The 24,463-nt window shown below is 59.6% G+C and carries 26 protein-coding genes; 19 read left to right on the plus strand and 7 right to left on the minus strand.

Annotation, left to right across the window (positions count from 1 at the left end; translation table 11 throughout):
* Positions 1-2: 2 nt before the first annotated feature.
* The 9 genes from FOY56_RS12765 to FOY56_RS12805 all read left to right on the plus strand — a co-directional run bounded on the left by FOY56_RS12765 (position 3) and on the right by FOY56_RS12805 (position 8,865).
* Entirely contained in the window at positions 3-1,412 is a 1,410-nt protein-coding gene (locus FOY56_RS12765) for a pyridoxal phosphate-dependent decarboxylase family protein (RefSeq protein WP_146346229.1), read from the plus strand.
* Positions 1,412-2,272, plus strand: coding sequence for a fumarylacetoacetate hydrolase family protein (locus tag FOY56_RS12770; protein ID WP_146346230.1), 861 nt, complete (start codon positions 1,412-1,414; stop codon positions 2,270-2,272). The genes FOY56_RS12765 and FOY56_RS12770 overlap by 1 nt, the downstream gene beginning before the upstream one ends.
* Positions 2,269-3,069 (plus strand): 2-oxo-hept-4-ene-1,7-dioate hydratase, encoded by an 801-nt coding sequence (hpaH, locus tag FOY56_RS12775; protein ID WP_146346231.1) that lies wholly within the window; start codon positions 2,269-2,271, stop codon positions 3,067-3,069. The genes FOY56_RS12770 and hpaH overlap by 4 nt, the downstream gene beginning before the upstream one ends.
* A 12-nt stretch (positions 3,070-3,081) precedes the next feature.
* On the plus strand, positions 3,082-3,852 hold the full coding sequence (locus FOY56_RS12780) for an HpcH/HpaI aldolase family protein (protein ID WP_146346232.1): 771 nt from the start codon (positions 3,082-3,084) through the stop codon (positions 3,850-3,852).
* A 137-nt stretch (positions 3,853-3,989) separates the two neighbouring features.
* Positions 3,990-5,156 carry a substrate-binding domain-containing protein gene (locus tag FOY56_RS12785; RefSeq protein WP_425468367.1) on the plus strand — a complete coding sequence of 389 codons (1,167 nt, stop codon included), beginning with the start codon at positions 3,990-3,992 and terminating at the stop codon, positions 5,154-5,156.
* Between the two features lie 84 nt (positions 5,157-5,240).
* On the plus strand, positions 5,241-6,005 hold the full coding sequence (locus tag FOY56_RS12790) for an ABC transporter ATP-binding protein (protein ID WP_146346234.1): 765 nt from the start codon (positions 5,241-5,243) through the stop codon (positions 6,003-6,005).
* Positions 5,998-6,720 (plus strand): ABC transporter ATP-binding protein, encoded by a 723-nt coding sequence (locus tag FOY56_RS12795; protein ID WP_146346235.1) that lies wholly within the window; start codon positions 5,998-6,000, stop codon positions 6,718-6,720. Before FOY56_RS12790 ends, FOY56_RS12795 begins: the two co-directional genes overlap by 8 nt.
* A gap of 61 nt (positions 6,721-6,781) precedes the next feature.
* Entirely contained in the window at positions 6,782-7,813 is a 1,032-nt protein-coding gene (locus FOY56_RS12800) for a branched-chain amino acid ABC transporter permease (RefSeq protein ID WP_146346236.1), read from the plus strand.
* Positions 7,810-8,865 carry a branched-chain amino acid ABC transporter permease gene (locus FOY56_RS12805; protein ID WP_146346237.1) on the plus strand — a complete coding sequence of 352 codons (1,056 nt, stop codon included), beginning with the start codon at positions 7,810-7,812 and terminating at the stop codon, positions 8,863-8,865. The genes FOY56_RS12800 and FOY56_RS12805 overlap by 4 nt, the downstream gene beginning before the upstream one ends.
* 3 nt (positions 8,866-8,868) lie before the next feature.
* Here the strand turns inward: FOY56_RS12805 and FOY56_RS12810 are convergent, their stop codons facing one another.
* On the minus strand, positions 8,869-10,011 hold the full coding sequence (locus FOY56_RS12810; RefSeq protein ID WP_146346238.1) for a DUF3095 domain-containing protein: 1,143 nt from the start codon (positions 10,009-10,011) through the stop codon (positions 8,869-8,871).
* A 144-nt stretch (positions 10,012-10,155) separates the two neighbouring features.
* Here FOY56_RS12810 and FOY56_RS12815 point away from each other — a divergent pair, with 144 nt between their 5' ends.
* The 3 genes from FOY56_RS12815 to FOY56_RS12825 all read left to right on the plus strand — a co-directional run bounded on the left by FOY56_RS12815 (position 10,156) and on the right by FOY56_RS12825 (position 14,165).
* A complete protein-coding gene (locus tag FOY56_RS12815; protein ID WP_146346239.1) occupies positions 10,156-11,328 on the plus strand; it encodes an MFS transporter in 1,173 nt (390 codons plus the stop codon).
* Positions 11,329-11,407: 79 nt separating this feature from the next.
* Positions 11,408-12,430: an aspartate-semialdehyde dehydrogenase gene (locus FOY56_RS12820; protein ID WP_146346240.1), complete on the plus strand. Its 1,023-nt coding sequence runs from the start codon at positions 11,408-11,410 to the stop codon at positions 12,428-12,430.
* Positions 12,431-12,542: 112 nt separating this feature from the next.
* The gene (locus FOY56_RS12825) at positions 12,543-14,165 is read left to right on the plus strand and encodes a mucoidy inhibitor MuiA family protein (protein WP_146346241.1); all 1,623 of its coding nucleotides are present in this window, start codon (positions 12,543-12,545) and stop codon (positions 14,163-14,165) included.
* Positions 14,166-14,186: 21 nt separating this feature from the next.
* On the opposite strand, the gene FOY56_RS12830 is transcribed toward FOY56_RS12825, so the two are convergent.
* Both FOY56_RS12830 and FOY56_RS12835 read right to left on the minus strand, forming a co-directional pair.
* Complete coding sequence (locus tag FOY56_RS12830) at positions 14,187-14,378, minus strand: hypothetical protein (protein WP_146346242.1); 192 nt, start codon at positions 14,376-14,378, stop codon at positions 14,187-14,189.
* Between the two features lie 84 nt (positions 14,379-14,462).
* A complete protein-coding gene (locus FOY56_RS12835) occupies positions 14,463-15,113 on the minus strand; it encodes a carbonic anhydrase (protein WP_146346243.1) in 651 nt (216 codons plus the stop codon).
* A 144-nt stretch (positions 15,114-15,257) separates the two neighbouring features.
* Here FOY56_RS12835 and FOY56_RS12840 point away from each other — a divergent pair, with 144 nt between their 5' ends.
* From FOY56_RS12840 to FOY56_RS12850, 3 genes are all read left to right on the plus strand, one after another.
* The gene (locus tag FOY56_RS12840; RefSeq protein ID WP_186766332.1) at positions 15,258-15,647 is read left to right on the plus strand and encodes a hypothetical protein; all 390 of its coding nucleotides are present in this window, start codon (positions 15,258-15,260) and stop codon (positions 15,645-15,647) included.
* 67 nt (positions 15,648-15,714) lie between these two features.
* Entirely contained in the window at positions 15,715-17,097 is a 1,383-nt protein-coding gene (locus FOY56_RS12845; protein WP_146346244.1) for a leucyl aminopeptidase family protein, read from the plus strand.
* Complete coding sequence (locus FOY56_RS12850; protein WP_146346245.1) at positions 17,094-17,915, plus strand: C40 family peptidase; 822 nt, start codon at positions 17,094-17,096, stop codon at positions 17,913-17,915. Before FOY56_RS12845 ends, FOY56_RS12850 begins: the two co-directional genes overlap by 4 nt.
* A 6-nt stretch (positions 17,916-17,921) precedes the next feature.
* Here FOY56_RS12850 and FOY56_RS12855 read toward each other — a convergent pair whose 3' ends face one another.
* Together FOY56_RS12855 and FOY56_RS12860 are read right to left on the minus strand one after the other, a co-directional pair.
* Entirely contained in the window at positions 17,922-18,266 is a 345-nt protein-coding gene (locus tag FOY56_RS12855; RefSeq protein WP_146346396.1) for a DUF2794 domain-containing protein, read from the minus strand.
* A gap of 87 nt (positions 18,267-18,353) precedes the next feature.
* Positions 18,354-20,009, minus strand: a complete 1,656-nt coding sequence (locus FOY56_RS12860; protein ID WP_146346246.1) for a Y-family DNA polymerase — start codon at positions 20,007-20,009, stop codon at positions 18,354-18,356.
* A 132-nt stretch (positions 20,010-20,141) separates the two neighbouring features.
* On the opposite strand from FOY56_RS12860, the gene FOY56_RS12865 reads away from it, so the two are divergent.
* Positions 20,142-20,531, plus strand: coding sequence for a c-type cytochrome (locus FOY56_RS12865; RefSeq protein ID WP_186766327.1), 390 nt, complete (start codon positions 20,142-20,144; stop codon positions 20,529-20,531).
* 4 nt (positions 20,532-20,535) lie between these two features.
* Here the strand turns inward: FOY56_RS12865 and FOY56_RS12870 are convergent, their stop codons facing one another.
* Positions 20,536-20,784: an I78 family peptidase inhibitor gene (locus tag FOY56_RS12870; protein WP_146346248.1), complete on the minus strand. Its 249-nt coding sequence runs from the start codon at positions 20,782-20,784 to the stop codon at positions 20,536-20,538.
* 127 nt (positions 20,785-20,911) lie between these two features.
* Between FOY56_RS12870 and FOY56_RS12875 the strand changes: the two genes are divergently transcribed.
* Both FOY56_RS12875 and FOY56_RS12880 read left to right on the plus strand, forming a co-directional pair.
* Positions 20,912-22,024: an S-(hydroxymethyl)glutathione dehydrogenase/class III alcohol dehydrogenase gene (locus tag FOY56_RS12875; RefSeq protein WP_146346249.1), complete on the plus strand. Its 1,113-nt coding sequence runs from the start codon at positions 20,912-20,914 to the stop codon at positions 22,022-22,024.
* Positions 22,025-22,765: an NYN domain-containing protein gene (locus FOY56_RS12880; RefSeq protein WP_146346250.1), complete on the plus strand. Its 741-nt coding sequence runs from the start codon at positions 22,025-22,027 to the stop codon at positions 22,763-22,765.
* Here FOY56_RS12880 and FOY56_RS12885 read toward each other — a convergent pair.
* Positions 22,762-23,379 carry a TetR/AcrR family transcriptional regulator gene (locus tag FOY56_RS12885; RefSeq protein WP_146346251.1) on the minus strand — a complete coding sequence of 206 codons (618 nt, stop codon included), beginning with the start codon at positions 23,377-23,379 and terminating at the stop codon, positions 22,762-22,764. The two genes, FOY56_RS12880 and FOY56_RS12885, sit on opposite strands and share 4 nt — an antisense overlap.
* Positions 23,380-23,531: 152 nt before the next feature.
* Here FOY56_RS12885 and FOY56_RS12890 point away from each other — a divergent pair, with 152 nt between their 5' ends.
* Positions 23,532-24,461, plus strand: a complete 930-nt coding sequence (locus tag FOY56_RS12890) for an AEC family transporter (RefSeq protein ID WP_146346252.1) — start codon at positions 23,532-23,534, stop codon at positions 24,459-24,461.
* The last annotated feature ends 2 nt before the right edge of the window (positions 24,462-24,463 follow it).

Consider the following 24,463-nt stretch of genomic DNA (forward strand, 5'->3'; position numbering starts at 1 on the left):
ACATGAACTGGGATGAATTCGCCCCTTGGGGTCGCCGCGTCGCCGACTGGGCGCAGGACTATCACAAAACTGTCGGCGATCGCCCTGTGCGCGCGCAGACAAAACCGGGTGAGGTTCTGAACGCCCTTCCGGCCACCCCACCGGAATCCCCCGAAGATATGGAACAAGTGTTTCAGGACTTCGAAGAGATCGTGATGCCCGGCATCACCCATTGGCAACACCCGCGCTTCTTTGCGTATTTCAACTCGAACGCTGCCGCCCCATCGGTTCTGGCCGAATTCCTTGTCTCGGCGATCTCGCCGCAATGCATGTTGTGGCAAACCTCGCCCGCAGCGACCGAGATGGAAACCCGGATGATGGACTGGCTGCGCCAATCGCTTGGCCTGCCCGACCCCTTCGCAGGCGTCATTCAGGACAGTGCGTCATCCGCGACCCTGGCCGCCGTTCTGACGATGCGGGAAAAAGCGCTGAACTGGACCGGAAACACCCAGGGCCTGCCCGGACAAACCCCGCTACGCATCTATGCCTCGTCCGAGGTGCACACCTCGATCGATCGGGCGATCTGGATTTCCGGCATCGGACAGGACAACCTTATCCGCATACCGATCAAAGGCGACTGGCGCGGCATGGATCCGCAAGCTCTGGACGCTGCGATTGAGGCTGACATCGCCGCAGGCCTGACTCCGGCTGGCGTGATCCTGTGTGTGGGCGGCACCGGCACCGGTGCCACAGATCCGGTGGCCGAATGCCTGGCCGTCGCAAAGAAACACGGGCTTTACACCCATGTCGACGCCGCGTGGGCTGGCAGCGCGATGATCTGCCCCGAGATGCGGCATTACTGGGAAGGTGTGGAAGAGGCTGACAGCATTGTCTTCAATCCGCACAAATGGCTGGGCGCCCAGTTCGATTGTTCTGCACATTTCCTGAAAAACCCCGACGATCTGGTCAAAACGCTCGCGATCAGCCCGGAATACCTCAAAACCCATGGTGCCGAAGGCATCATCAACTATTCCGAATGGTCGATCCCGCTGGGCCGCCGCTTTCGCGCGCTGAAATTGTGGTTCCTGATCCGGGCCTATGGGCTGGAAGGGTTGCGCGAACGCCTGCGCAACCATGTCAAATGGTCCAACCAACTGCATGAAAAGCTGGCCGCGCACCCCGATATCGAGATTGTCACGCCACCAATGTGGTCGCTGTTTACCTTCCGGTACCTGCGCGAAGGCACGGATCTGGATGATCTCAACCTGCGTCTGGTCAACGCAATCAACGATGACGGGCGGATTTATCTCACCCAGACCCGCGTCGACGGGCAGCTGGTCATCCGCTTTCAGGCGGGGCAGTTTGAAACCACCGAACAGGATGTCATGATGTCCTATGACGTGATCACCGAAATCGCAGAAGGACTGACCTGATGACCCGTATTGCAACCTACTCTGCCGGTGGTGAAACCTTTTTTGGTGCGGTGACAGACGAAGGCATGATCGCCCTGTCGCCCGCGTTTCCCCAATGGCCCACCCTTCGCGAAGTCATCGAGGCGGGTGCGCTGTATGATCTTGCGGTTGCCGCCGAAGGCAAACCGGTCACCCACCCAACCGGCACATTTCAGTATGAAATCCCGATCCCCGGCCCGGAAAAGATCATTTGTGTGGGAGTCAATTTCCCCGACCGCAACGCCGAATACAAAGACGGACAGGACGCGCCGCCCAACATGTCCCTGTTCATCCGGTTCCCGCGGTCGTTCACCGGGCATGACCGCCCGCTGATCCGGCCCCCGGAAACTCCACAACTGGATTACGAGGGCGAAATTGCCATCGTCATCGGCAAAGGCGGGCGGCGCATATCGCAGGACAAGGCCTATGACCACATCGCCGCCGTGACGCTGTGCAACGAAGGCACTCTGCGCGACTGGGTGCGCCATGCCAAGTTCAATGTGACGCAAGGCAAGAACTGGGACAGTTCGGGCGCAATTGGCCCGTGGCTGGTTCCTTTCACCTCGCCCGCGCAACTGGACGATGTGCGCCTGACCACGAAGGTGAACGGGGAACTACGGCAAGATGATCGCACCGGGCGGATGTTGTTCCCGATCCGGCGGCAGATCGAATACATCTCGACCTTTACGACGCTTGTTCCTGGCGACATCATTGTGACAGGCACTCCAACCGGCGCAGGCGCGCGCTTTGATCCGCCCCGGTTTTTGGTGCCCGGCGACGTCATCGAGGTCGAAGCGACCGGCATCGGCAAGCTTGTCAACACGGTGAAGGACGAAACATGACACCCGATCAGATCACCGAGGCCGCTGAAGCGCTGTATCAGGCCGACATGAACGGGACACAAACCGGTCTTTTGTCTCTGAAATATCCCGGCATGACGATGGCTGACGCCTATGCCGTTCAGGCCGCTCTGGTCGAACGCAAAAAGACGGCAGGGCGGCACAAGATCGGCTGGAAGATCGGCCTGACCAGCCGTGCCATGCAGGACGCGCTTAAGATCGATACGCCTGACAGCGGCGTTTTACTTGACGACATGGCCTTTCCAAACGGCTCGAAGATCCCTGCGGGCCGGTTCATCCAGCCCCGGGTCGAGGCCGAGATTGCGTTTGTCATGAAGGCCCCGTTGGCCGGCGCACACTGCACCCGCGATGACGTCCTGGCCGCCACAGACTATGTCGCGCCCTCACTGGAAATCCTCGATACCCGCATTCTGCGCGCCGACCCTGACACGGGCAAGGCCCGGATTATCACCGATACGATCAGCGACAACGCCGCCAATGCCGGTGTCGTTCTGGGGGATGGGAAACACGCGGTCGAGGCGTTTGACCTGCGTTGGGTTCCGGCCATCGTGACCCGCAACGGCATCGTCGAAGAAACCGGTCTGGGTGCCGGAGTTCTGAACGATCCTGTCACCTCGGTGCTTTGGCTGGCCAGACGCATGGCCGAATATGGACAATCGATTGACGCAGGAGATATCGTCCTGTCGGGATCATTCGTCCGCCCCATAGAAGCCCCAGCCGGGTCCCAGTTCGACGCCGATTTCGGCCCGTTCGGATCTGTTCAGATCGCATTCGCGTAAAGGAAGCCCACCATGTCTGCCCCCACGAATACCTTCAAACAGGCGCTTGCGCGCGGTGACCGTCAAATCGGCTGCTGGATGAGCTTTGGCGAAGCGATCACCGCCGAGATTATGGGCTCGGCCGGGTTCGATTGGCTGGTGATAGATGGCGAACACGGCCCCAATGATATCCGTTCGATCCGCGATCAACTGATGGCCTTGTCCGCCAGCCCATCGCACCCGGTCGTGCGGATTCCGGTGGGCGAAACATGGATGATCAAACAGGTGCTGGACGCCGGGGCGCAGACCGTTCTGGTCCCCATGGTCGACAGCGCTGAGCAGGCGCAAGAGCTTGTCCGGGCGATGAAATACCCGCCCTTCGGCACCCGCGGCGTCGGTGCCGCAGCCGCCCGCGCAACCGGGTTCGGGGCCGTCGCCGACTATGTCGCCACGGCAGACGATCAGACCTGCCTTCTGGTTCAGGTCGAAAGCCGCGCTGGCATTGCAGCGCTGGACGACATCCTGAAAATCGACGGCATTGATGGCGTGTTCATCGGCCCCGCTGACCTGTCGACCGACATGGGGTTCAAAGGCAACGCCGCCACACCCGAGGTGCAAGAAGTCATCGCCGATGCCGTTGCACGCATCAAGGCCGCCGGCAAGGCCCCCGGGCTGTTGGGTATCACCGAGGAATCGACCCAGGGCTATTACGACATGGGCGCTCAGTTTCTGGCCGTCGGCATCGACGTTGTACTTCTGGCCCGCAGCGCCCGCGCGCTGGCCAAACGCTGGAAAGACGCCTGAGGAAAGACGTCAGATCAAAAACTGCGTATTTCCACTCAATTGACCCGTCCGACCCCAACCCGATAGCCTGAAGGCATTCGGTACGAGCGCACCGAAATCCCCAAAGCGCATCATCAGGGAGGGTTACCGTGAACCGCATGTTTGTTGCGAGCATGGTGTCGGCGCTTGCGCTGGCCACCAGTGCATATGCTGATATCAAAATCGCCCATGTCTATGGCAAGACAGGCCCCTACGAGGCCTATGCAAAACAGTCCCACGACGGGCTGATGCTGGGGCTGGAATACGCCACCGGCGGCACCATGGAGATCGATGGCGAAAAGATCGTCGTGATTGAAAAAGACACCCAGCTGAAGCCGGAAAACGGCAAAGCTTTGCTGGAAGAGGCCTATGGCGATGACGAAGTCGACCTGGCCATCGGTCCGGTCAGTTCGGGCGTCGCACTGGCGATGCTGCCAGTTGCCGAAGAATACGAAAAGCTGCTGATCGTCGAACCTGCCGTGGCCGACTCGATCACTGGCAAGAACTGGAACCGCTATATCTTCCGCACCGGGCGCAATTCATCGCAGGACGCGGTGGCAAATGCCATCGCGCTGGCCGGTGAAAACGTCCACATCGCGACCTTGGCGCAGGATTATGCCTTTGGTCGTGACGGTATCGCGGCGTTCCGCGAGGCGCTGGAAGGCGCCGGATCGGGCATCGTCCACGAAGAATACGCCCCGACTGACACCACAGACTTTACTGCTTCAGCAGAGCGCATCTTCAACGCCATGAAGGATCTGGATGGCGAAAAGCGTCTGTTCATCATCTGGGCCGGTGGCGGCAACCCGATGAGCAAGGTTCAGGCGATGGACCCATCACGGTTTGGCATCGAAATCGCCACGGGCGGCAACATCCTTGCTGCGCTAAAAGCCTATAAGGCGTTTCCGGGCATGGAGGGGGCAACGTATTACTACTACGACATCCCCAAGAATGACGTGAACGACTGGCTGGTCGCGACGCATCAGGACCGCTTCGGCACCCCGCCTGATTTCTTCACCGCAGGGGGCATGGCCGCTGGTATGGCCGTGGTCGAGGCGATCAAAAAGGCCGGCTCTACCGAGACCGACGCCCTGATCGAAGCGATGGAAGGCATGGAATGGATGACGCCCAAGGGCATGATGAAATTCCGCGCCGACGATCATCAGGCGATGCAGTCCATGTATCACTTCAAGATCAAGGTCGATGACAGCGTCGAATGGGCGATCCCCGAACTGGTGCGTGAACTGACAATCGATGATCTGCCGATCCCGGTTCGCAACAAATAACCCGAAAGCCGGGCGCGATCAGCGCCCGGCATCCCTGCCCCGGTCCGGTGGATGCGGGGCATCGTCCAAGCAGATGTGGACCCGATGACACCCCCCATTCTCAGCACTTCAGATCTGACCGTACGGTTTGGCGGCCATGTCGCGGTTGATGCAGTCACTTGCGCCTTCAACGCCGGTGAGCTGACTGCGATTGTCGGCCCCAACGGCGCGGGCAAAACCACCTATTTCAACCTGATCTCGGGCCAGATCCCGGCGACATCCGGTTCGGTCTTTCTGCGCGGACAAGAGATTACAGGGCGCTCTGTCGCCCAGCGCACGCGGGCCGGCATTGGCCGGGCCTTTCAGTTGACCAGCCTGTTCCCGAACCTCAGCGTGCTGGAAAACGTTCGGCTGGTGGCACAATCCAAGGCCGATCAGGGGTTCAACCTGTGGTCCATGGCCAGCAAGCACACCGAACTGACGCAAGCCGCCGAACAGATCCTGTCCCGTGTTCGGTTGCTGGATCAGGCCGCACAGGTTGTGTCCGAACTTAGTCATGGTGATCAGCGAAAGCTGGAAGTCGCGCTTTTGATCGCACTGGGCCCCGCCGTTTACATGTTCGACGAACCCACTGCGGGTATGAGCGTTGACGAAGCCCCTGTCGTGCTGGACCTGATCGCCGATCTGAAGGCACATTCGGACCGCACCATCCTGCTGGTCGAACACAAGATGGACGTGATTGCCAAGCTCGCCGACCGGATCATCGTCTTGCACAACGGCGCACTTGCCGCTGATGGGGACCCTGCAACGGTCATGGCGTCGGACGTGGTGCAAGAGGCCTATATGGGCCGGGAGCTGGAAGATGTCTGACCCGATCCTGCGCCTTGACGGTGTTTATACGAACATCGCGCAATATCACATTCTGCAAGGCGTCGATCTTGAGGTTCCGCGCGGCGCCGTCACCATGCTGCTGGGCCGTAATGGTGTCGGCAAGACGACGACCCTTCGCACGGTGATTGGTCACTGGCGGGCGCATAAAGGCACGGTCACGTTTGACGGCGAAGACATCACCAGAAAACCGACGCCTGCCATTGCGCGCGCGGGATTGGGGTTCGTACCCGAGGATATGGGGGTCTTTGCCGACCTGACCGTGGAAGAAAACATGGTGCTCGCCGCCGTGTCAGGCCCAATTGACAGCGCCCGGCTGGACTGGGTTTTCACGATCTTTCCACCGCTCAAGACGTTCTGGAAATCCGAGGCCGGCACCCTGTCGGGCGGGCAAAAACAGATGCTGTCGATTGCCCGGGTAATGATCGAAGACCGCAAGCTGTACCTGATCGACGAGCCGACCAAGGGGCTCGCACCCGCGATCATCACCACGATGGCCCGTGCGCTGAAGGACCTGAAGGAACAAGGCGCGTCGATCCTGCTTGTCGAACAGAATTTCGCCGTCGCCAAGGCTTTGGGCGACACCGCGAACGTCATGGATGACGGGCGCATGATCTGGTCCGGGCAGATGGCGGAACTGGCGACCAATGCCGCTCTGCAAGAGCAGTTGATGGGGTTGAGCCTGGACGCTCATTGAGGCGCGGGTTGAGAGGACGGATTATGGGTATTTTTAACAAGAAAGAAGCAGGAGGACCGGGATGTCGATAGCGCCCGAACATGCGCCCAAGATGGCGCAGGCCTCTTTTGCGCATCGGATCGGCCCGTGGATGCCGGTTCTGCTGGTTCCGATGCTGGTGGTGCTGGGGTTTCTTGCGATCCCGTCGACCTCAAGCTGGTTGACGCTGACGGTGTCCGGGCTGGCAATGGGCATGATGATCTTCATCATGGCCTCGGGGCTAACGCTGGTGTTCGGATTGATGGACGTGATCAACTTTGGCCATGGCGCATTCGTGTCGGTCGGAGCGTTTGTTGGCGTGTCAGTGCTGCTGATGCTGGGGCATATGACGGATGCCCCGTCGTTGGGGCTGAACCTTGTTGCCTTATTGGTGGCGGTCATCGGCGCAATGATTGCGACGGGCGCAATGGGATGGGCCTTTGAAAAGGTCATCGTGATGCCGGTTTACGGTCATCACCTGAAGCAGATCCTTGTCACCATGGGCGGGCTGATCGTGGTCGAACAGTTGATCATCGTGTTGTGGGGACCCGAAGAGATTTACATCAACCGGCCCGAAGCCCTGAAGGGTGCGATCACCTTTGCCGGGGCGGCGTTGGAGAAGTACCGGCTGGTGGCCGTGGTTGTCGGACTGGTCGTGTTTGCCGCGATGCGCTGGGTTTTGCGGCGCACCAAGATCGGGTTGATCGTGCGGGCGGGCGTGCAGAACGGCGAAATGGTCGAAGCGCTGGGGTACAGATTGCGCATGATCTTTGTCGGGGTCTTTATCGCGGGTTCGGCACTGGCCGGACTGGGCGGCGTGATGTGGGGGCTCTATCAAGAGGTGATCACGGCGCATATGGGCAATCAGGCGATGATCCTGATCTTTATTGTGGTGATTATCGGCGGTCTGGGCAGTGTCGAAGGCTGCTTTATCGGTGCGCTTCTGGTGGGGCTTTTGCAAAACTATGTCGCGTTTCTTGAGCCCAAGGCGGCGTTGATTTCCAACATCGGCCTGATGGTCGCAATCCTGATGTGGCGCCCGATGGGCATGATCCCAGTGGTGAAAGCGAAATGATGGCAACTGTTCTGTCCGGCGATCTGCCGCGTTCGCGTGTGTTGGCGCTGATCCTTCTGGCGATATTGATCTGCCTTGCGCTGGCACCGTTCCTGTTTCCCGGCGTGCGCACCGTGGATACAGCGGCGCGGATCTGTATCTTTATCGTTCTGGTGGCCAGCTATGACCTGCTGCTGGGCTATGGCGGGATCGTCAGCTTTGCCCACACCATGTTCTTTGGCATCGGGGCCTATGGTGTGGCGCTGGCCTCGACCCACATGGGGCGCGGGTTTGACGCCATTTTCGTTGGCGCGACGGCAGGTGCCGTGTTGGCGGCAGCTTTGGCGCTTTTGATCGGGCTGTTTTCTCTGCGGGTCAGGGCAATTTTCTTTGCCATGATCACACTTGCCGTGGCCTCGGCCGTGGCCGTTCTGGTCAGCCAGATGTCCGGCCTGACCGGCGGCGAAGACGGGCTGACCTTCAAGATCCCGCGCGAGTTGGGGCCTGCGTTCAAGTTTGGCGACCGGTTCATGGGCGTGAAGTTGAACGGAAAACTGCTAGCATATTATTTCGTGTTTTTCGGAGCCTTGATCCTGTTCCTGCTGATGCTGCGGGTGGTGAATTCACCGTTTGGCCGGGTGCTGCAGGCCATTCGCGAGAATGATTTCCGCGCCGAAGCCATCGGGTACCGCGTGGTCTATTATCGGGTCGCTGCGACTTGTCTTTCGGCGGCGGCGGCCGCGTTGGCCGGGTCGCTGTATGCTGTCTGGCTGCGCTATGTGGGGCCGGACACGTCGCTTAGCATGGAGATCATGATCGACATCCTGCTGATGGTTGTGATCGGCGGCATGGGAACGATGTATGGCGCGGTGATCGGGGCAACCTTGTTCGTGATCGCACAGAATTACCTGCAAAACCTGATGGGCGCCGCGTCTGGAATGTTCGAAGGTCTGCCGGTTCTTCCGGATTTGCTGAGCGCGGATCGCTGGTTGTTGTGGTTGGGCGTGCTGTTCATCCTGAGCGTCTATTTCTTTCCAACCGGTGTGGTCGGACGGCTGAGACACGGCAAGTAACCGTCACGCCAAAAGCGCAGCGGCGCTGGCATACCCGCCCGACGCGCCGTCAACAAAATGCACATGTGTGTCTTCTGTGACGGATGGCACAAAACAGGTCAGCATCGCTTCGTCCTGCGCAAACAGCCCAAACCGGACAAGACCCGCGATCCGCGCTGCAGCCAGATAGGTTTCGATCCGCTCTGCGGTCTGGTCGTCGCAATCCAGCGTCATTTTCAATCCGTCATCCAGTTTGCGAAAGTCGGTGTTCTGGCCGACCATGTATTTGTAGTGAACCGGATCGAAATCACCCGCCTTCAGTCCTGTTCTGAAAAACCCCCAAGCGAGCAGGTTGCCCGCCAGCAACTGGATCTGGCGTTTCAGCAGGGCCGCGCGCCCGCGTGAGGCCCGCGCTTCAAGGTTCAGGCCCGGCGGCGGCCACGCGACTCCCGGCCCGGATGCTGGAACCGGGTGGCCATCCCGCGCCAAGCTGGCAGCGATATCGGCGACCCCACGCAAGATGTCCGACACGGCGATTTCATCGGCCCCGGGCACGGGTTGAACCACCAGAGACAGGATCCGGCCATTGCGGGCGCGGACGTTTGACCAGCGGCACGACAGGCCCTCAAGGTCCGGCAAAGTGCCCGGCTGGGCGGGGTCAACACAGATTTTCCCGGCCTTCATGGCAGCCTCGGCCCAAGCCAGACCGCCACCGGAAAACATCGCATAGTCCACCCCGGCAGAGGCCGCATAGCGCGCGACCTGAACATCCAGTCCGTTGGCGCGAATGTCTTCGACCGAAACCAGCGCCGCGCGCAATTCCAACCCGAATTCCGTGGCGACCCAACGGCGCAGGGTCGCCAAGACCTCATGCGCGACCTGCCGATGACTGGCCGGCACAGCAAAGCTGGCCCCGTCGCCGCCAAACACGAACGGAAAATCCCGATCCTTCATGGCGTTGGTCATGGCCGCAATGATCGACGCCCCGATCATGTTGATTGTCTTGTATCGGCCCCGCTCGATCTCGGTCGTGGACGCCACAATGTCAGCCGTGCCGATCACCCACCCAGCAGGCAAAGGGGAAAAACCTTGCTTTGCGGCGATCAGGGAAAAATCCTGAACACGGGGCAAGCTGTCATAAAAATTCGCGTTGTCGTCGTCAAACATCGGTGGGGTGTCCTGTAATCTCATGTCAGGGCCACCTAGACCGTCCGCCCTGCGCCTTCCAAAAATGAAACCAAATCACACGCACTTGTGCACCGGACCGCGACATGCCACCCATCGCTGAGCAACAAGCGCGGGACCCCGAAAATGAATGCCGGATTGATCGTCTTGTGCCTGGCCTATGTTCTAAGCCAGTTTTTCCGTGCGTTTCTGGCGGTGCTTGCCGGACCGATGGAAACCGATACCGGTGCCGGGCCAGAGGTTCTAGCTGTTGCATCAGGCATGTGGTTTCTGTCCTTTGCCCTGATGCAATTGCCCGTCGGCTGGGCGTTGGACAAGATCGGTCCGCGCCGGACCGCGTCAGTTCTGCTTCTGGTCGGGGGCGCAGGTGGTGCGGCGCTGTTCGCGCTGGCGACCACACCGTTTCACATTCACGCCGCGATGTTCCTGATCGGGATCGGGTGTGCGCCGGTTCTGATGGCGTCATATTACATCTTTGCACGAGAGTATCCGCCAGCCCGGTTTGCCACGCTGGCCGCGTTAATGCTGGGCGTCGGGTCGGTCGGGAACCTGATCGCCTCGTACCCCACCGCCCTGGCCGCCGACTGGTTCGGCTGGCGTGGTACATTGGCCGGGTTGTCGGTGATGTCTGCCATGGTGGCCGCTGGTATCTTCCTGACCGTTCAGGACCCGGACCAGGCGGATCACACGGAAAAAGGGTCGGTTCTGAGTTTGCTGCGCATGCCGGTGATGTGGCTGATCCTGCCGCTAATGCTGGTGAACTATCTCCCGTCCGGGTCTATCCGGGGGCTGTGGATCGGACCATATCTGTCCGACGTTTTTGCGCTGGACACCGGGCAGATCGGTCAGGCCACACTGATCATGGGGGCATCGATGATCGCGGGAACATTGTCCTACGGTCCGCTAGACTGGATTCTGGGAACGCGGAAATGGCTGGTTGCAGGCGGTGGTATCGCCTCGGTCATAGCCTTGTTGGCTCTGGTTCTGTTGATCGACCACAGCGCAGCTTTGTCTATCGCCCTTTGCGCTCTGATCGGCTTTTTTGGTGGCTACTTCCCGGTGATCATCGCCCATGGCCGGGCCTTTTTCCCACCGCATCTGGTCGGGCGCGGTGTGACACTGATGAATCTGTTCGGAATTGGTGGGGTCGGTCTGGGCCAACTTGCCACCGGTCGCATCCACACAGCTTATGCCGATACGTCCGCCGTTGCAGGGTATTCGGCGATTTTCGGGTTTCTTGCCCTGCTTCTGCTGGTGGGTACCGTGATCTATATGTTCAGCCGCGACAGCCTGGACTGACTCTGCCCTTCCCTCGCATTGGGTTTCGCTGTATGGAACCGCCGCCGGTCACAGGACCGGGAGATTTGGAGAAACAGAAATGGGTTATCGAGTCGCCGTCGTCGGCGCCACGGGCAACGTGGGTCGCGAAATGCTGAACATCCTGGCCGAGCGCCATTTTCCGGTCGATGAACTGGCTGTACTGGCCAGCCGAAAGTCGATCGGTACAGAGGTCAGCTTTGGCGAAAAAACACTGAAAACCCAGGACCTGGACACGTTCGACTTTACCGGATGGGACATTGCGCTGTTCGCCGTGGGATCGGAAGCAACCAAAAAATACGCCCCCAAGGCGGCCGCAGTTGGCTGTGTCGTGATCGATAACAGCTCGCTCTATCGGTACGATCCGGACATTCCGCTGATCGTTCCGGAAGTGAACCCGCAAGCGGTGCATGGCTATGCCAAGAAGAACATTATTGCCAACCCGAACTGCTCAACCGCACAGATGGTTGTGGCGCTGAAGCCGCTACATGATCGCGCGACGATCAAGCGTGTTGTCGTCAGCACCTATCAGTCTGTGTCCGGTGCCGGCAAAGAGGGTATTGACGAGCTGTGGGATCAGACCAAGTCGATCTACAACCCCACCGACGACAAGCCACCCACAAAGTTCACCAAGCAGATCGCGTTCAACGTGATCCCGCATATCGATGTCTTCATGGAAGACGGCACCACCAAAGAAGAATGGAAGATGGTGGCCGAAACCAAGAAGATCATTGATCCGTCGATCAAGGTCACGGCCACCTGCGTTCGGGTCCCGGTCTTTGTTGGTCATTCTGAAGCAGTGAACATCGAAACCGAAGATTTTCTGGACGAAGACGAAGCCCGCGACATCCTGCGCGAAGCGCCGGGTGTGATGGTGATCGATAAACGCGAAGACGGTGGATACGTTACCCCTGTTGAATGCGTTGGCGACTTTGCCACGTTCATCAGCCGCATCCGTCAGGACAGCACCATCGACAACGGTCTGAACCTGTGGTGCGTCAGCGACAACCTGCGCAAGGGCGCGGCGCTGAACGCAGTGCAGATCGCAGAATTGCTGGGCCGTGAGGTTCTGAAAAAGGGCTGACCCGACTTTTCGGCAAGAGTTCTCTCAGAGGCGCCCCATTTCGGGCGCCTCTTGTTTTTTCGGCGGGCCTGTGCAGGCTCAACCTGGTATTTTTGATTGACCGGAGGCTCTGATGCGCAGCCCGCTTTGTCTTTTGTTTTGCCTTCCCATGGCCGCATGGGCCGATGACTTCGTGCTGTCCAGCACGGTAACCGATGTTACGCTGTACCCTGAAGGGGCCGCTTTGACCCGTAAGGCCGAGTTTAGCGTCCCCCAAGGCACCCACCGACTGGTGCTGCGGGACCTGCCGCAGGTCGATGACCCGCTTAGCATCCGGGTCCGTGTTGATGGTGCCCGAAGCGGGCCAGTCACATTCCGCCAGTCCTATGCCCCGCCCGAGGGCCTCCCGGACCGCGCCGATGTTGTGGCCGCAAAGGATCGCGTGGCACAGATCGAAAGCCAGATTGAGACGGTTCAGGATAACGTCCGCCGTGCCCGCGCCGAAGGGGACGCCGCGCGAATGCAGTTAGAGTTTCTGGGCCGGTTGGGTAGTGGCGAGTCAATTACGTCAGCCGCGCCAGAGGCCTTGTCCGAGGTATCTGATCTTGTGGCCCGCGGCGCGCTAAGCGCCAATGAAATCATCATACAATCCGACATTCGCGCCCGGGAAGCGGCCCGCGATCTGAAGGATCTGCAGGTTGCTTTGGCACTGGCGCAAGAGGCTTTGCAAGCTGTGTCAGGTGATGACCGGGATCGGATGGCGATTATCGTCGACGTGACGTCTGATCAGCCCTCGACCGGGGCGGTGACGCTGTCCTACCTCAGCGATTGGGGCTCCCGCTGGATGCCTGTTTATGACGCTCGGCTGTCAACCGACGGCGATCCCCGTGTCCAGCTTCTCCGCAGTGCGCTTGCGATGCAAAACACCGGCGAAACCTGGGCCGATATCAGGCTGGCAATGTCGACTCTTGAGCCATCCGGACAGATCGAACCCCGCCGACTGTATCCGCAACGCCGCCGGATCGAAGACCCCGCACCGCCACGAAGCCTCAAATCTGATGCCGAAAGCTATGGTGCATTGGCGGCTGAACCCGTTGTCGAATCCCCTGCGATCGTCGCTGGCACACTGCTGGACGGGCCGGGCGTGACCTATGTTTATCCCAATCCGGTCACGATGGCGTCAGGCTCCGATTTCATGAAGCTGGGTCTGGACGAAGTGCCTTTGCAGGCAAAGACTAGGGCCATTGCCGTGCCATCACGCGATGACATGGCCTTTCTCATTGCGACGGTTAAAAACACGTCGGCTGAGCACATCCTTGCTTCGGAAACCTCGCTCCAGTTCGTGGACGGTGTATTTGTCGGAGAATGGCAAATGCCAGCCATCCCCGCCGGTGGTGAGGCCGACATCCCCTTTGGCCCGATACAAGAGCTGCGTCTGAGCGCTATCAATGTCGAGGCTGGTGAAGGCGAAACCGGTTTGTTCACAAAGTCCAATGAACAGCGCAAACATCGTCGACTTGAGATCGAAAACCTGTCGAGCACAGAAACCTATGATGTCCGCGTTCTCGACAATGTGCCCTATTCGGAACAGGACGATCTGGTGATCGACTGGCAGGCGTCGCCGCCGCCGGATGAAGAAAACGTAGACGACATGCACGGCGTTCTGGCGTGGGATATCACGGTCGCCCCGGGCGAAACCAAGGTGATTGATCTGAGGACACAGCTGAGTTGGCCCGAGGACAAGGTGCTGAAATAAAGGGCTTCAGCAACTGATGCCCTAAGCCCTTTCCGGATAGAGCGGGGAGTCTTCGCTGACCGCAAAACCTCCACCATGCTGCGCCGTCTTGAAGTCATATTCGCTACCGGCCGATCTGTCAGCATCCAGAAACAATGTGCTGACGAAATCGTCCGAAAGGGCCAAAATTTCGTACAAAGTAAGCGCGCCTTTGGCGTTTTGCCGGATCAGCACACCAAAATCCTTCAATTCTAAAGGTTTTGGCACAGGACGTGACCGGGACCAAAGCCCCGGCCACCACTCCAATGTAAAATGCGATCAGACGTTTTTGAACCCGCTGGTTTCTGCGTCGAAATACTGCAATCCACCTTCGCCGATATCGGTCCACAGACCGTGCAAGCTCAGATCTCCGGTTTCGACCGCCGAGGTTATGAACGGAAAGCTCATCAGGTTCTCAAGCGAGGTCACGATGGCCTGCTTTTCAAACTGACGGGCCTGCTGTTCAGCATCTTCGATGCCCGACACCAGATCGTATTTCGGACGCAGGATATCCATCCAACGCCCCACGAAGCTTTCTTTTTCTTCCAGCTGCGGCGCGTTGCCCTTGCACATGTCGATACACCCCTGGACGCCACCACACTGGGAATGCCCCAGCACAATCAGGTGGGCCACCTTAAGGGCGGTAACCGCATATTCGATCGCAGCACTGGTACCGTGATGATCCCCGTCCGGTTCATAAGGCGGCACAAGGTTGGCGATATTCCGATGGATAAAGAACTCACCCTGATCGGCACCGAAAATGGATGTGACATGGACCCGGCTGTCGCAGCACGAAATCACCATGGCGCGTGGACGCTGACCTTCGTTGGCCAGGCGTCGGTACCAAACCTTGTTCTCTGAGTATGTTGTCGCCTTCCAACCCTGATAACGCTGGACCAGGTAGGCGGGCAAAGGTTTGGCTGTTTCCATGACTTGTTCCCCGATTGGTGTCACCGGGTTGGACAGATAGCGCGCATTGTCGGAAATTTCGAGAGACTTGGCAGAACAATCGCAACCTTTTGCAAACCTGTCGCAGCAAATATGGCGGTGCGCTGTGGGGGCGTTAGTTTTGGGGTGACCGTGGTGGCACAAGTATTGACGCTTGATCAGGATGAAACCGTCCGACTGAATCCGGACAAACTGGGCGAACTGTATCGCCAACTCGGCGATGCCGGGGCCGAAGACGTGGTCTGTCGCGCGATCGAGGAACTCGCCGTGCGCTTGTCGCATTGCGAGCGGGCGTGGCGGGCCGACAATTACTCGGAACTGTCAAAATGCGCCAGATCCCTGATTGCAATTGCAGATCAAATCGGGATGACGGCACTGGCACGCGTGGCTGACGATGTTGGTCAGGCCTTGCGGTCAGACGATCGATCTGCGGTGGCGGCGACGCTGTACCGCCTGATCCGGATCGGCGAAAAGTCTCTGACGGCGGTCTGGGATCAGCGGGATCTTTCGCTCTGACGGGTTGCAGGTGGCGGCGGGACGGCTAGTCTGCAAGCTCGTTTTGGGAAAAACATAGAGAGTGTCCATGCCCCTGACTTTTGCTGCGCCATCAAGCGATGCCATCCCGGTTCATGTCCTCGCCACTGATGCATTCGATCCGTGGCTGGCCGGACAGCCCGACAGGGTCAAAGCCTGGGTCAGGGCAAACGGTTTCAAAGGTGCGCAGGGCCAGGCCCTGATCGTACCTGATCCGGACGGCACGCCGATGATGGCGCTGGCTGGCTATGGCGATGCACGTCAGCGGGCACGCGGGCGATTCGCGCTGGCCGGTGCGGTGGAAAAGCTTCCGGAAGGAACGTACCAGATTGCGTCTGGCCTGCCGAATGATGAACTGGCGACCGAAAGCCTTGGCTGGCTATTGACCGGCTACAGCTTTGATCGCTACCGCGCCCAATCCGCCCCGCTCCGTCAGTTGATGGCCCCCGACGGCATTGTTGTTGCCCAGATCGAGGCGATGGCGGCTGCTGAAATGTTGACTCGCGACCTGATCAATACGCCGTCGTCCGACATGGGCCCGGATGAGTTAGAGGCCGCTGCACGCGACCTCGCCACCCAGCATGGCGCCGCCATTTTGACAATCGAAGGCGATGCGCTGCTTCAGCAGAACTTACCGATGATCCACGCTGTTGGGCGGGCCTCACCCCGCACACCGCGCCTGATCGACATGCGTTGGGGCAGTGCCGGGCCAACGCTGACCTTGGTCGGTAAAGGCGTGTGTTTCGACACCGGTGGACTGAATCTGAAACCGGGCGCGTCCATGGGATTGATGAAAAAGGACATGGGCGGGGCTGCGACCGTATTGGGGCTGGCCAGCATGATTATGGCCTTGAAGCTGCCTTTACAGTTGCGGGTGCTGATCCCGGCTGTCGAAAACGCGGTTTCAGGTAACGCATTCCGTCCCGGCGATATCTTGACCGCGCGCAATGGTCTGACGGTCGAAATCAACAACACGGATGCCGAGGGTCGTCTGGTTCTGGCCGATGCTTTGGCCCTGGCGGCCGAGGACACCCCAGACTTGATCCTCTCTATGGCCACGCTGACCGGCGCGGCACGGGTCGCCGTCGGCCCTGACCTTGCACCATTCTATACCGATGACGAAGATGCGGCTGCGGCGCTGACACGGTCTTCTACACGCGTTGCCGATCCGGTTTGGCGGCTGCCCTTCCATGCCCCCTATGAAACGATGATCGAGCCCGGCATCGCCGACCTGGACAACGCACCCAGTGGAGGGTTCGCGGGGTCAATAACCGCCGCCCTGTTCCTGCGCCGCTTTGTCGGTCAGTCGCGCTACATGCACTTCGATGTCTATGGTTGGAACCCGACCAAGGCCCCGGCTCGCTCCAAAGGCGGAGCGGGTCAGGGCGCGCGGGCTGTTTTGGACGCGCTGCCCGGATTGGTGGGACTATGACTGATCGCCGGTTCCACCCTGCCAACAGCCACATCGCCCTAAAGTCTGGGACTGTTGATGTGTCTGTACCGACAACCGACGGCACGCTGATACGGATCGCCAGCCCTGTGGTTGACCTTTGTGAGACCCCCAAAGGGGCGCGTGACAAGCAGATGCTGCACGGCTGGTCGTTTCGGGTGCTGGAAATGCGCGATGGCTGGGCCTTTGGCGTCGACCCCGTCGATGGCTATGTCGGCTATCTGCCTCAGGCCGCCGTGACCGCGTTGCCGGAAGCGACCCACCGGGTTTGCATCCGATCCGGCCACATCTATTCAAAACCCGATATCAAAGCCCCCGAGACAGAGACGTTGAGCTTCTTTTCCGAAGTCACCGTCACAGGTGCCGAAGGCGATTTTCTGGCGCTTGAGGGCGGCGGCTTCATGGCCCGCCAGCACCTTGCCCCACTGTCCTGGAGCGCACACGACCCGGCAGATATCGCTGAACTTTTCCTGGGCACCCCGTACCTGTGGGGCGGCAACACCGGGTTTGGCATCGACTGTTCGGGCCTTGTTCAGATGGCTTTTTATGCCGCTGATCGCAGCTGCCCGCGCGACAGTGATCTGCAGGCCCGTATCGGCACCCCGGTCGACAGCCGTACAGACCTGCAACGCGGCGATCTGGTGTTCTGGAAGGGACATGTGGGCATGATGCTGGACCGGCACCGCCTGATCCATGCCAACGCGCACCATATGCGTGTCGCGGTCGAACCGCTGGACAGCGCCGTTGAACGCATCAATGCAAAGGAATTCGGGCAGGTGACGGGATTCAGACGTTTCTGAGCAGCGTCAGTCGACCGCGCGGATCAACTTGCGTTCCAACACCCGCAAAACGGTTTTCAGGTCATTGCCACGCTTCAGGATCTGCCCGTCCATGGCGACCACCATGAACTGCCCCTGTTTCTGGCGCAATTTGGGGCGTTTCTCGATCCGATAAATCGGATGCTCGGCGGTACGTCGAAAGATCGAAAAGATCGCCACATCCCGCAGACAGGAAATGCCATAGTCGCGCCATTCACCAGCAGCGACCATGCGGCCATAAACCGAGAGGATAACGCCAAGCTCGCGGCGGTCGAAGGCCACCTGCGTCGGGATCTGGGCGTTTGGAAACGGGCTGGGCGTTTCGATGTTCATGAAGTGAGAGTTGCGCCATTTGCCGCGCAAATCAAGCCCGGTGCGGTTCAAATGGCCTCGATGCCCGGTCGTTGGGTGATTTTTGACTCAGGCAAAGCGCCCCTGACAGAACCAGCCCGACGACAATGCCCCCCCATGGGCATAGAACAGCCACAACCGGTCGCCATCCTGCGTGTTCACGATCCAATAATCGCGCACTCCGCTGCGCCACCCCGGATCATCCAGCCACCATTCGGGCGCGATACGTTCCGGCCCCCGTCCTTCGGCCAGTTGCCAGTCACGCCCACGCCAGCGAAACCGGGCTGGCAGTCCAGGTGTGTCGTCGGTCATCACCGGTTCAGCGGGCCACATCAACAGCGGACGGGGCGTCGCTGGCAGATCCCATGAGGGGGCGGGGTCGGACCAGGCGGCAGCAAGCGTCTGGGCGGTTTTCTCGGGGATATGGCTTGAGGATGGGTGACGGCGGGTGATCGCCTCCATCCCGACCCGTGCGCCCAGTCTGGCGGTCAGATCGTCCAGCGCTGTGTTCCCGGCCAGCCGATCGCGTACCGCTTCGCCTGCTTTCAGATGCCCCACGGCGGTCTTTGCGTGAACAGGTTCGGTCTGTATCGCCTCGATCCGCAGCATATCAATGCCAAACCCGGCGTCGATCTGGTCCAGCTTCAGGTCCAGCAGCGGGCGGATGCGGTGCGGATCAAAGCTGGGCCGGGCCAGACCGATCTGCATCACCTCGGTCACCTGATCGGTGCGATGCGCCTCAAACTTCAGTGTGCGGGCACCGCGGCCCTTGTCTTCCAGCAACGCACACAACCGTGGCAGCATCCGGTCGATCCCGGCCAGCAAATCATCCTTTAGCCCGATGGGTTCGGGCAGGGTCATACGCACGGCAAAATGGCTGAATGGACGTGCGGGGGACACCGGTTCGGGCGCACTGCCCATCGCCTGATCCAGTCGCAACACCAACCCCTTGCCAAAGCGGCGGGCCAACGCGGCGCGCGGTTGGCCCAGCAAATCGCCGACACGCCTGAGCCCCAACCGGTTAAGCTGGGCCACCGTGTCCGCTTCCAGCCGGAGCGCCGCCACAGGAAGTCCCCCCAGCGCACCGTGCGCCTGACCGGGCGGCGCAATTCGGGCCAGCCCACGCGTCGCGGCAACAGACGCCGGGGGACCGCCGCCCTTGGTCCAGTGTCGCCGTTTGCCAGCTCGTGACCGGGTAGCGCGTGCTTCCTGATCGATCATGTCGCCGTTACGGTCAGATCCGGCCTGCTGCCCCGCATAACGCGCCAGCGCCCAGGCCGCGCCCAGCGTGTCGGCGATGCCCATCCGGGTGCTTAACCCCATGTCGGCGCAATCATCCTCGATCACGCCCAAAAGCGCCTCTTCACCACCGAACAGATGCGTACACCCCGTCAGATCGACGATCAGCCCGTCAGGGGCATCTTCGGCCACCCAGGGGCTGAACTTACCCGCCCACCGCCTGAGCACGGTCAGAAATGCGGCCTCAGCCGGGGCATTGCGCGGACGTGTGACCAGAGCCGCGCACATGGCGTGCGCATCGCGCACCGGCTGGCCCACCTGCAACCCGGCAGCCTGCGCTTGCGAATTTAACGCGGTGATAACCTGCATGTTGGACTGTTCTGCAACCACGGCCAATGGCCCTTCGACCAATCCGCGGTCGGTGCGGATCAGGCGTTCGGCACCAAGGCGCGGAAACCAGAGCGAAAGGATACGGCGGTTGGACATAGGTTGGGCAACATAATGTTCTCTTTTCGTTCCATATCTTGGAATCACGTCGGGAGTCGAGAGCCGTGGCTGCGTTCGGCTCGGGGCAAAACTGTTGCGGCATGGCTTTTACTCCTGATCGCACTGCCCGCGATGGCCCAGGATCAGGAAAAGGTCGAACACCCCGGCGTCCTGAAACGCATGGCAACCATGAACATGGCCAAGGCCGCGCTTGCACCGCTGGTTGACATGATGGCCGGACGCATCCTGTTCGATGAAACGCGGGCGCGATCATCCCGCCGGGCCTTGACCCGCGCCCTTCGCGATATTCCACGCCGTTTTCGCAAACCGCATGAAGACCCGCTGTCCAATGCAAGCGATGACATCTGGGTATATTGGGAAACGTTCAGCCTGCGCGCCAAATCCGCACGTCAGGCAGCGCGCCGCCTGCGCACCGGTAACCTGAACGGCCTGCGTCAGACATTACCCGAGATGGTGAACGCCTGCCTGGCCTGCCACGACACGTTCCGCAAACCGCCCTGACGTATCACCCGCACCAGAGCCGGATAATCACGCCATCCTCATCCAGATCGACGTTCACGCGGTCGGGGCGAAAATCCTGCGTCATGACGCTGTCAGGTGGAAGGATGCGCGCTTGTTCAGGCAGTTGACCTTCGACCTGATCCAGAGGTTGGTTCAGCAACGGGCTTAGTGCCCCGGCACCACAAGTGTCTTCATCTGCAGAACAAGCTGCAGCCGCGCAGATCATAAACGCTGCCATGATACCGAATCTCATCACCCGACCCTTTCGTCCACCCGCGGTCCAAATCCGCCTGCAAAAAAGCATATGACACTCAGAAGCCAGTTGAAAACACCGATCATTTCCCGCACGGTCAGAAAAGTTCTACTGGGAGAAATTGTCCATGCGTACACGTGCTGCCGTGGCCCTTGAGGCCGGAAAACCCCTTGAAATCATGGAAGTGAACCTTGACGGTCCGAAGGCTGGCGAAGTTCTGGTCGAAATCAAGGCCACCGGCATCTGTCATACGGATGAATTCACCCTGTCCGGCGCCGACCCCGAAGGCATGTTCCCGGCGATTTTGGGCCATGAAGGCGCGGGTGTCGTGCTTGAGGTTGGCCCCGGCGTGACATCGCTGAAACCCGGCGATCATGTCATTCCGCTTTACACACCTGAATGTCGTGAATGCGAATACTGCCTGAACCCCAAGACCAACCTGTGTCAAGCGATCCGGACGACCCAGGGCCAGGGCGTGATGCCCGACGGAACCTCTCGTTTCTCGATGCTGGATGGCACGCCGATCCTGCATTACATGGGCTGTTCGACCTTCGCGAACCACACAGTCCTGCCGGAAATCGCGCTGGCAAAGATCCACCCGGACGCACCTTTCGACAAGGTTTGTTATATCGGCTGCGGCGTTACCACCGGGATCGGCGCTGTGATCAACACAGCCAAGGTCGAAATCGGATCGCGTTGCATCGTCTTCGGTCTGGGCGGCATTGGCCTAAACGTGCTTCAAGGCCTGCGAATGGCTGGTGCGGACCAGATTGTTGGCGTCGACCTGAACCCGGACAAAAAACCAATGGCCGAACGGTTCGGCATGACCGATTTCGTGAACCCGGCCGAGGTCGACGGCGATCTTGTGTCTCATCTGGTCGACCTGACCAAAGGCGGCGCGGATTACACCTTTGACGCCACCGGAAATGTCGGCGTGATGCGCACCGCGCTGGAAGCGGCGCACAAGGGTTGGGGTGAATCGATCATCATCGGCGTGGCGCCTGCAGGGGCCGAAATTTCGACCCGCCCGTTCCAGCTGGTCACGGGCCGCAGTTGGCGCGGCACAGCGTTTGGTGGCGCACGCGGTCGCACCGACGTGCCGAAAATCGTCGACTGGTACATGGATGGGAAGATCGAGATCGATCCGATGATCACCCATACCCTGTCGCTTGAAGACATAAACAAAGGCTTCGATCTGATGCACGCAGGTGAGTCGATCCGGTCAGTGGTGGTTTACTAAGTGTCAAACCCTGCGCCTCTGCTTGCCGTTCTGATCGACGCTGACAATACGTCACCCAAATACGTAAAGGCGATCTTCGATGAGATCGCCACTTTGGGCGAAGCGTCGGTTCGGCGCTGTTATGGCGATTTTTCAAGCCAGCAAATGGCGGGATGGAACAAGGTGCAGGCCGAATTCGGCCTTGTCCCCCACCACCAGCCCGCCAATACCGTGGGCAAGAATGCCAGTGATATCGCGCTGGTTATTGATGCCATGGACCTGCTGCATTCGGGCCGGTTCGACGGGTTTGTTCTGGTCAGTTCGGACAGCGATTTCACGCGTTTGGCCAGCCGGATCCGCGAACAGGGGCTCGACGTGTTCGGTATGGGGCAGATGAAAACGCCCGATGCGTTTCGCAAGGCATGCAAGCGGTTCATCTTTCTCGAAAACATCGCTCAGAGCGAAAACACGTCGCCGGATCCGGAAAAGGGCAGCTCAAAAACAGCCCCCGCTGAACGAAAGATTTCAGAAGGCAAAATGCGCGAAGCCAGAAACCTTGTTTTCAAAGCAATGGATTCGATCAATCAGGAAGATGAGTGGTTTACCTTGGGAGAGATCGGTCAGCGGATCATAGCCGCAAATCCCGATTTCGACACCCGCAGCTATGGCCAGCGCAAACTGTCGGACCTGATTGCGGCCCTCAAAGTGTTTGAGACCAAGCGCGGCGCTGGAAACCAGTTGCTGGTCCGCCGCACAGACTAGCGTCCGTAGCGCGCCATAAAGGTCTCAACTGCATTCTGTGCGACGTCTTCTATTTCTTCCGCGGTGAAACTGGTCTGCACGCCAAATGCGGCGCGGGTCCACAGTTTGACTTTGCAAAGCTCAGCGAACTGCTCGGCGGCCATGGGGATGTCTTTGATCACCAGTTGACCGCGCTCGACCGCACAGGTCAGAAACTCGCTAATCCGCTGCTGCCCCATTGCCGGTCCACATTCATAGAAGGCGTGGCCCAATTCAGGAAACCGGTCACGCTCGGCCACGCAGACCCGGAAAATGGCCTGCGCAAAATCCGATATTAAAAAGGCCGTTAGTTCACGTGCCGTGCTGAGCAGAATATCCCGAACAGGCATATCATCGTCGACGATATGCATGGCGCGCGCCGCCATAAGATCGCATTCGTTCCGCGCCACTTCCATAAAAAGCTGACGTTTGTCTGGGAAATAGCTGTACAGCGTCGCTTTTGAAACCGCCGCCGCTTTGGCAATATCATCCACGCTGGCACCTTCGAACCCGTCCACAAGAAAGATTTCGCGCGCCCCGGCAAGGACTTGATCGAACTTTCGACCCTTGCGGATGATGTCCCTGCTCTGCTTCATAGATTCTCCAACACTGACAAAAACTGAATATAAACCAGACAGTTCAGTTATGACAGCGTTTCACAATGCCCGACCCCCGTCTCTATCGGAAATAACCCGCCAAAGTCTGTGATTGCTTGAATGCCCAGCAAGCTAGAGATACCCCCTAGGGTATGGTCGAGATTTTCCTGAGAACCCTGCCCTTTTTCGCAATCATCGGCCTTGGCTATGGCGCCGGGCGCACACGGTTCTTTCCTGAGGACGCAACCGCCTATCTGACCAAATTCGTCTTCTTCTTTCCGCTGTCGGCTATGTTGTTCCGGTTTTCGGCCAACCTGCCATTTGAAGAAATTTACAACGGACGACTGGTGGCCGCGTATCTTTGGGGCACCGCAACCGTTTATGGCATCGCCACGCTGGTCGGGTTCATGCGTGGGCTGGACACACAAACCGTCGCTGTCGAAGCCCAATGCGCGGCCATTGGCAATGTGGGCTTTCTGGGGCTGCCCATGCTGGCCGCCCTGTTCGGAGAGGCCGCGATTGGACCAGTCATGCTGGTGCTGACCGTGGATCTTGTGGTGTTTTCTTCCCTGATCGTCATCCTGATGAACGGCAGCCGGGATGGTCGTTTGAGCCTTGGAACGCTGCGGATGATCGGGCTGGGTCTGTTGAAAAACCCGATGATCGTATCGATCTCAGCCGGCATTCTCTGGTCCGCGCTTTCTCTGCCGATCCCCGATCCATTGAATGACTTCCTGACTATTTTGGGCGGCGCGGCCACGCCGGGTGCGCTGTTTGCCATCGGTGCGTCACTGGCCAGCAAATCCGCTGAGCGTGTGCAGATCGCCGTGTGGCTATCGACCTGCAAGTTGATCCTGCATCCGTTCTTTGTGGCGATTGGTGTGTTCCTGCTATTCCCGGTCGATCCGTTTTCTGCCGCAGTTGCGGTGGCGGCTTCGGCTCTGCCCGTGGCGGGGAACGTGTATATGCTGGCGCAACACTATGGCGTCGCCCCGCATCGCGTGTCAGCGGCTATCCTTTTGTCGACGGCGGCGTCGATCCTGACTGTTCCCCCGGTCATCGCCTGGGTCATGGCCGGATAATT

The organism is Falsiphaeobacter marinintestinus (assembly GCF_007923355.1).
GTDB classification, from domain to species: domain Bacteria; phylum Pseudomonadota; class Alphaproteobacteria; order Rhodobacterales; family Rhodobacteraceae; genus Phaeobacter_A; species Phaeobacter_A marinintestinus.